Origin of the sequence: Methylobacterium sp. B1, from assembly GCF_000333255.1 — a bacterium.
Taxonomy (GTDB): Bacteria; Pseudomonadota; Alphaproteobacteria; order Rhizobiales; family Beijerinckiaceae; genus Methylobacterium; species Methylobacterium fujisawaense.
Window position 1 is genome coordinate 1 of sequence record NZ_BACT01001061.1, and the last position, 7,203, is coordinate 7,203.

Genomic DNA, 7,203 nt, shown 5'->3' on the forward strand with positions numbered 1-7,203 from the left:
CCAAGGGGTAAACGCTCGCGCCTCGAATCCAAGCCTGAAACCGCCCCGCCCGGGCGGTTCCGCCCGCCCGTGACTCGATGGCAACACTGTGGCAGCTTGGCCGTAGCCCCGGGATGAATGCCGACGGTCCCGGCGTCCGGTGCCTTCGCCCCGCCGGCGAAGGCCTGCTCGCATCCCGTCTCCGGTCGATGGCGCCGGCACCACCGTCCTTGCGCGCCGAGAGAGGCAATCCCGTCCGCGTGGCAGGTCCTTCAGCCCTGCGCGCCTGGGGCGCTTCGCTGCGCGCGACGACGGCGAGGGCCGGCTCGACCGACGGCCCGCGACCGGCGCCCGGATCAGGCCTCGTCGGCGGCGAGCCAGATGGCCGGCTCGCGGGGGAGCGTCCGGAGCGGAGCCGGTGCGGAGGGCAGGCCGCGGAGCTGGGCGAGTTCGGCGAGCTCCGGCGCCTGCGCGGTGTCGTCGGCGTTCAGGAACAGGCCGCGCGCCCGGGCGGCGCGGCCGAGATCGGCCCGGCTCGTCCAGACGCTCTGGGCCGGGCTCGTGAGGAGCGCCAGGGCCAGCGGCGCCATCCAGAGGGCGAGCCACGCGTTCCCGACGAGGAGCAGCGCGAAGACCATCAGCCCGCCGACCACCACGGCGTCCGCCTGGAGCCGGAAGGCCTCCGCCCAGGACAGTTGCCGATCGTCGCGATCCTGCGTCTCCCAGCGCACCACCCGGCCGAAGAAGGTCGAGACCACGGCCCCGGCGGTGAACAGGGTCAGGACCGGCCACAGGAACACCCACGCCGCCTGCTCCAGGGCGGCGCTCGCGAGCAGCGCCCGGGTGCCGCCGAAGGCCGCCCGGCGCTCCGGCGATGCCAGAACATGGACGAGGCTGAGGAGCTTCGGCAGGGCCAGGATTGCGAGGCTGAGGGCGGCCAGGGCGTGGGCGGCCGCGCCCTGCCCGGTCAGCCCGTAGGCCAGGAGGCCGAGATCGCCGGTCCGGGCGGCCTGCCACGCGGCGAGGCCGAGGAAGGCGATCCAGAGCGGCAGCATCCCGTAGGAGAGGATCCCGACCAGGAGATGCCAGCGGCTCGCCGCGTGCAGGCCCGCCCAGGGCAGCACGCGCAGGTGCTGGAGATTGCCCTGGCACCAGCGGCGCTCGCGGCCGAGCAGGTCGATGAGGTTGGTGGGCATCTCCTCCCAGGTGCCGCCCATCTCGGGCAGGAGCCGCACCTCCCAACCGGCGCGGACCATCAGCGCGCCCTCGACGATGTCGTGGCACAGGATCTCGCCGCCCAGCGGCTCCCGGCCCGGGAGCTTCGGGAGCTGCGCATTCTCCGCGAAGGCCTCGATCCGCAGGATCGCGTTGTGGCCCCAGTAGCTGCCCTCCGGCCCCTGCCAGGTCTCCAGGCAGCGCAAGGCCAGCGGCGCGTAGAGGCGGACGGCGAATTGCTGGATGCGGGCGAAGAGCGTGTCGCGACCGGCCGCGTAGGAGACGGTCTGGATCAGGCCGGTGCGGGGGCTCGCCTGCATCAGCCCGACGAGCCGGGTCATGGCCGCGCCGGTCATCAGGCTGTCGGCATCCAGCACGATCATGAAGGCGTATTCGCCACCGTAGCTGCGGCAGAACTCGCCGATGTTGCCGGCCTTGCGGCCGAGATTCTCCGTCCGGCGCCGGTAGCGGATCCGCGGCAGGGCCGGATCCTGTGCCGCCCAGGCCTGGATGCGCGCGAATTCGTGCTCCTCCACGGCGGCGATCGCCCCGTCCCGCGTGTCGGAGAGGACGAAGATGTCGATGCCCTGCGCGTCGGTACGGGCCAGCGAGCGGGCCATCACCCGCAGGCGGGCGAACACCGCGACCGCGTCCTCGGCGTGGATCGCCACCACGGCGGCGGTGCGTCCGGTCCCGGCCGGCCCGGCACCCGCCGCTTCGGAGCGGCGCTCCAGCGCGGATTTCGCCCGGTCGCCCAGGAGGGAAGCGACGAACCCGTAGACGTACTGGCAGGCGACGAAGGCCTGCCAGCCCATCACGAGGCCGAACAGAACCAGGACCGCCCAGGCAAGCGGGCTGACGCCCGCCGGATAAGCGCGCGCGGCGAGCCACACGAGACCGCCGGCGGTGCCGAGGCTCGGGACGGCCAGGGCCAGGCGCCGGGCGCGCAGGGCGCCGCGGCCCGCGCCGGTCCAGACCTCGCGACAGGATGCGGCGTCCGACGGATCGGGTATGGCGGGATCCGCGTTCCGATGCGACCGCTCGGCGGAGGAGGTGACGCGTGAGGACATGGCGCGAGGAACTCGACCGTGGAAGGCTGCCGGCCGCCCGGCCGTCGGAGGCCGGGAACCGATGACCGTGGATACCGATGTGCGGGGCGAGGACACGGAGCCGACCCGGCAGCACAGACCGCCGGAAGCCGAACGGATCAATCCCCCCTCCCGACGCCGCGTTCTTCGAACAGCTCTGGCCGCGGCTGCCGGCACGGTTCTACCTAGCGCGGCTGATCTGAATGGGTCCAGAACGTGGGCCGGGCCGGCGCTTCCGCCGCAGGGGGGCGCGATGACCTTCGAAACCCTGTCGGCGGAGGCGGCACGTCTCGCCGCGGCCCCCTATGCCGCCCCGCCCGAGGATCTTCCGCCGGCGCTCGCCGCCCTCGACTACGACGGCTACCGCGCCATCACCTTCCGTCCGGCCGAGAGCCTGCACCTCGGCGACCATTTCAGCGCCCAGCTGTTCCACCGCGGCTTCCTGCAGCGCAAGCGCGTGGCGCTCTACCTCCAGCCGCGGCGCGGGCCGGCGCGCCCGATCCCCTACGAGACCCGCCTGTTCGATCTGGGCCGGCGGCTCGCCGGCCAGAGCTTCGCGCCGGATCTCGGCTTCGCGGGCTTCCGCCTGCACTACGCCTTCCCGGACATGCCGGCGTGGCGACCGAAGGGCTTCCAGGAGGAGTTTCTCGTCTTCCTGGGGGCCTCCTATTTCCGCCTGCGCGCGGCCCATCAGGAATACGGGCTCTCGGCCCGGGGGCTCGCCATCGGCACGGGCGCGCCGGAGGGCGAGGAATTTCCCGACTTCGTCGCCCACTGGATCTGCGAACCGGAGCCGGAAGCCCACACCCTGACGGTGCTCTCGCTGCTCGACAGCCCGAGCGTGGCCGGCGCCTTCCGGTTCGCCATCAGCCCCGGAGACCCGGCGCGGATCGCCGTCACCGCGGCGCTCCATCCACGCCGGTCGATCGCGAAGCTCGGGCTGGCCCCCCTCACCAGCATGTTCCTATACGGGCAGAACGGGCCCGGGGCGCGGGGGGCCAAGCCGTTCGACGACTTCCGGCCGCAGGTCCACGATTCCGACGGCCTCTGCGTCGCGGCCGGGGCCGACCCGGCGCGGGTCGACCGGATCTGGCGGCCCCTGGTCAACGGGCGCAAGCAGCCACAGATCTCCGCCTTCGCGGCCCGGCCGCTCGCCGGCTTCGGGCTGCTGCAGCGGGAGCGGACCTTCGCGGCCTATCTCGACGTCGAGGCGCGTCACGAGGCGCGGCCGGGCCTGTGGGTGGCCCCGGATCCCGCCGGGGGCGCCTTCGCGAACGGCGCCGTGCAGCTCTTCGAGATCCCGTCGGGCGAAGAGTACATGGACAACATCGTGGCGGCCTTCGTGCCCGCGGCGCCGGCGCAGCCCGGCGCGCCGCTGCATCTCGCCTACGGCCTGACCACGGTGGGGGCGGAGCCCGTGCCGGCGATCCCGGACGCCGCCCTCGCCCGGGTGACCTCGACGCGATTCGGGTCCGCGGAACGCCTGCGCCCCATCACCCCGCCGAGCCCGCAGCGGCGGCTCTGCGTGATCGATTTCGAGGGTCCGGGCCTGCCGAAATCTGCCGACGAGGCGGTCACCGCCGAGGTCTCGGCCAGTGCCGGCACGATGCACGAGCCGGTGGCCAACTTCGTGCCGCAGACCGGCGGCTGGCGGATCTATGTCGAGTGGCGCCCGCCGGAACCGATGCCGGCGGGCGACGTCGTGCTGCGCGCCCGGCTGGTCCGCGGGACGACGCCCCTCAGCGAGACCTGGGACGCCGCCCTGTAACCCCGTGATCGCGCGCGACGCGAAGCGACCCGGGGCAGCGCGACGTCGGGTCTCGCCGCTCCGACCGGAGCGCGGCGCGACGGTTCGGGCGGCGAACGCTCAGGCGGTCCGGCGCTCCTGCTCCAGGCGGCGGGCCAGGCGGGTGGCGCCGTAGACCTCGCTCAGGCGGCGACGGGCGGCGGAGACCGGCGGGGCCTGCCGCTCGACATGGGCGGCGGCGATGACGCGCAGGGCGGCGGCGACCGAACGCTCCAGGCGACGCTCGGCCTGAGCGGCCGCGTCGTGATGATTGTCCAGCATTGATGATCCCTCGTGCCGCGCCGTATCCGCCCTCTCGCGGGGCGGTATCCGACGGCGCAGACAGATTTCACATCTGGCTTGACCGTATCAAGGCAGCTTGGCCGTAAGCCGAAGACCGTCGTTACCGCAGTTCCTCGTGCCAGGTCCGGCCGTCGCGCTCGATCAGCGCGATGGCGGCGGTCGGCCCCCAGCTCCCAGCCGGGTAGGGCCGCGGCGCCTCGGGCCGGTCGGCCCAGGCCTTGAGCACGCCGTCCGCCCAGGCCCAGGCGGCCTCGACCTCGTCGCGGCGCATGAACAGGGTGGCGTTGCCGCGGACCACGTCCATCAGCAGGCGCTCGTAGGCGTCGGGATAGCGCTGCTTGAAGGTCTCCTCGAAGGAGATGTCGAGATCGGTGGGACGCAGGCGCAGGCCGCCGGGGCCCGGATCCTTGGTCATGACTTCGAGCTTCATGCCCTCCTGCGGCTGCAGGCGGATCACGAGGCGGTTCGGCTCGCGGCCGAACGCCTCCTCGGGGAAGATCGAGAACGGCGAGGCGCGGAACTGCACCACGATCTCCGAGAGCTTCCGGGGCAGGCGCTTGCCGGTGCGCAGGTAGAACGGCACGCCGGCCCAGCGGCCGGACTGGATCTCGACCTTCATGGCGACGAAGGTCTCGGTCCGGCTCTCGTGGCCGAGCTCGGAGAGGTAGCCCTCGACGGGCTTGCCGTCGACGGCGCCCGCCACGTACTGGCCGCGCACCGTCACGCTCTGGATATCGTGCGTGGTGATCGGCTTGAGGGCGCGGAGCACCTTCAATTTCTCGTCGCGGACCGAGTTCGCCTCGAGGTTGAGCGGGCTCTCCATGGCGGTGAGGCACAGGAGCTGCAGGATGTGGTTCTGCAGCATGTCGCGCATCGCGCCCGACGTGTCGTAGTAGCCGGCCCGGCCCTCGACCCCCACCGTCTCGGCGACCGTGATCTGGACGTGGTCGATCACGTCCGAGGTCCAAAGCCGCTCGAAGATCGTGTTGGCGAAGCGGAGCGAGAGCAGGTTCTGGACCGTCTCCTTGCCGAGATAGTGGTCGATCCGGAAAATCTGCGATTCGGGGAAGACCTCGCCGACCGCGTCGTTGATCGCCCGGGCCGATTTCAGATCCTTGCCGATCGGCTTCTCCAGCACGACGCGGGACTTCTCGCCGACGAGCCCGTGGGCGGCGAGGTTGCGGCAGATCGAGCCGTAGAGGTCGGGCGAGGTGGCGAGGTAGTAGGGCCGGACCTGGTCGGGCCGCTCGTCGAGCTTGGCCACGAGGTCCGTCCAGCCGCTGTCGCCGGCGCCGTCGACCGCGACGTAGTCGACGTGGTCGAGGAAGCGATGGAGCATGTCTTCCGACAGGTCGGCGGCGGGGACGAAACGCTTCAGGGCGTCGCGGGCATGCTCGCGGAAGGCGTCGAGGGACAATTCCGAGCGCGAGGCACCGATGATCCGGCTCGTCTCCGGGATCTGCCCGTCCCGGAAGCGGTAGAACAGGGCCGGCAGAAGCTTTCGCGCGGTCAGATCGCCGGTCGCGCCGAACACGACGCAGTCGAAGGAGGCGACGGGAATGATCGTGGCCAAGTGCGGCTCCCGGTTGTCGTGCGCTGGTCTCGTGCGGCGGCTGCGTCGCACTGACCTAGCCCGTGTGCAAGGGCTTCGCCAGACTCGGGGCGCGGACCAGCGCTGCCCGGGCCGGGGCGCGGCCGCGACAGCTTTGGGCAACCCGATGACGTCACGCTCCGTCTTTGCGAGCACGGCGAAGCAACCCAGGGCCGCGCGCCGACGCCGAAAGGCAGCACGATGCGTGAGCCGGCCGTCTACATCATGGCGAGCCGCCGCAACGGGACGCTCTACACCGGCGTGACATCCAACCTCGCCCGGCGGGGTCTACGAGCATTGCGAGGCGCTGCTCCAGGGCTTCACCAGCCGCTACGATTGCAAGCGCCTCGTCTGGTATGAGCGCTATCCCACGATGAATGAGGCCATCACGCGCGAGAAGCAGATCAAGGCGGGCTCACGGAAGAAAAAGCTCGCGCTGATCGAGGCGATGAATCCGGATTGGAACGACCTGTATCCAGATCTCGCGTGAACAGGTCCGGCGTCGCGGCTCCCTGGATTGCTTCGCTGCGCTCGCAAGGACGGTGAACGCGGCAACCCGCGCGCAGTCACGCGACCCGTCTCGCTCCTCCGTCATCACGAGCGGAGCGAAGTGACCCAGGGCCGCGCGAGGCCGTATGGGTCACCCCTCCATGTACCGCTTGAAGCCTTCGGAAAAATCCGGGTGCCAGCGCGACAGGGCGGGCCGGTTCTCGATGATGTCGCCCGCCGCCCAGGCGATCCGCTTCGCGTCCTGCGCCCGGGTGGTCTCGTTGTCGGGGCAGAGGATGTAGAAGTCGCCGGCGGCGAGCCGCTCCAGCATGAAGGCCACGGTCTCGTCGGGCGTCCAGGCTCCCGCGGGCTTCTCGGCGACGCCCCGGGCCTTGGTGAGGCCCGTATAGACGAAGCCCGGGATCAGCAGGTGGGCGGTGGTCCGGCATCCTTCGCGGTTGCGCAGCTCGTGGGCGAGCGCCTCGGTGACCGCCTTCACCCCCGCCTTCGAGACGTTGTAGGGCGCGTTGCCCGGCGGCGTGGTGATGCCCTGCTTCGAGCCGGTGACGATGATCGCCCCAGGCTTGCCGCCCGCGATCATGCCGGGCGCGAAGGCGTGGATGCCGTTGACCACGCCGCCGAGATTGGTGCCCAGGATCCGCGTCCAGGTGTCGGCGTCGGAGAACAGTTTCCCACCGGCCTCGATGCCGGCATTCAGCATCACCAGGGCCGGCGGGCCGGCCCTGGCGACG

Annotated in this window: 5 protein-coding genes and 1 pseudogene; 2 read left to right on the plus strand and 4 right to left on the minus strand. The window is 71.7% G+C overall.

Annotated features, from left to right (window positions below):
* Positions 1-335: 335 nt before the first annotated feature.
* A complete protein-coding gene (mdoH, locus tag I53_RS29475; RefSeq protein ID WP_043357808.1) occupies positions 336-2,264 on the minus strand; it encodes a glucans biosynthesis glucosyltransferase MdoH in 1,929 nt (642 codons plus the stop codon).
* Between the two features lie 271 nt (positions 2,265-2,535).
* Here mdoH and I53_RS29480 point away from each other — a divergent pair, with 271 nt between their 5' ends.
* On the plus strand, positions 2,536-4,050 hold the full coding sequence (locus tag I53_RS29480) for a glucan biosynthesis protein (RefSeq protein ID WP_043357811.1): 1,515 nt from the start codon (positions 2,536-2,538) through the stop codon (positions 4,048-4,050).
* Between the two features lie 99 nt (positions 4,051-4,149).
* Here the strand turns inward: I53_RS29480 and I53_RS29485 are convergent, their stop codons facing one another.
* Both I53_RS29485 and zwf read right to left on the minus strand, forming a co-directional pair.
* A complete protein-coding gene (locus I53_RS29485) occupies positions 4,150-4,350 on the minus strand; it encodes a hypothetical protein (protein ID WP_043357814.1) in 201 nt (66 codons plus the stop codon).
* Positions 4,351-4,471: 121 nt separating this feature from the next.
* Positions 4,472-5,944 carry a glucose-6-phosphate dehydrogenase gene (gene zwf / locus I53_RS29490; protein ID WP_043357817.1) on the minus strand — a complete coding sequence of 491 codons (1,473 nt, stop codon included), beginning with the start codon at positions 5,942-5,944 and terminating at the stop codon, positions 4,472-4,474.
* 219 nt (positions 5,945-6,163) lie between these two features.
* Between zwf and I53_RS29495 the strand changes: the two are divergent.
* A pseudogene (locus tag I53_RS29495) lies at positions 6,164-6,452 on the plus strand (GIY-YIG nuclease family protein).
* 150 nt (positions 6,453-6,602) lie between these two features.
* Here the strand turns inward: I53_RS29495 and I53_RS29500 are convergent.
* Positions 6,603-7,203 (minus strand): SDR family NAD(P)-dependent oxidoreductase (locus tag I53_RS29500; RefSeq protein ID WP_043357820.1); only part of this gene is annotated, 601 nt, incomplete at its 5' end.

Bases quoted from the DNA above. Each gene is read 5' to 3' on its own strand.
- mdoH (WP_043357808.1), bottom strand. From the start codon at position 2,264: ATGTCCTCACGCGTCACCTCCTCCGCCGAGCGGTCGCATCGGAACGCG.
- I53_RS29480 (WP_043357811.1), top strand. From the start codon at position 2,536: ATGACCTTCGAAACCCTGTCGGCGGAGGCGGCACGTCTCGCCGCGGCC.
- I53_RS29485 (WP_043357814.1), bottom strand. From the start codon at position 4,350: ATGCTGGACAATCATCACGACGCGGCCGCTCAGGCCGAGCGTCGCCTG.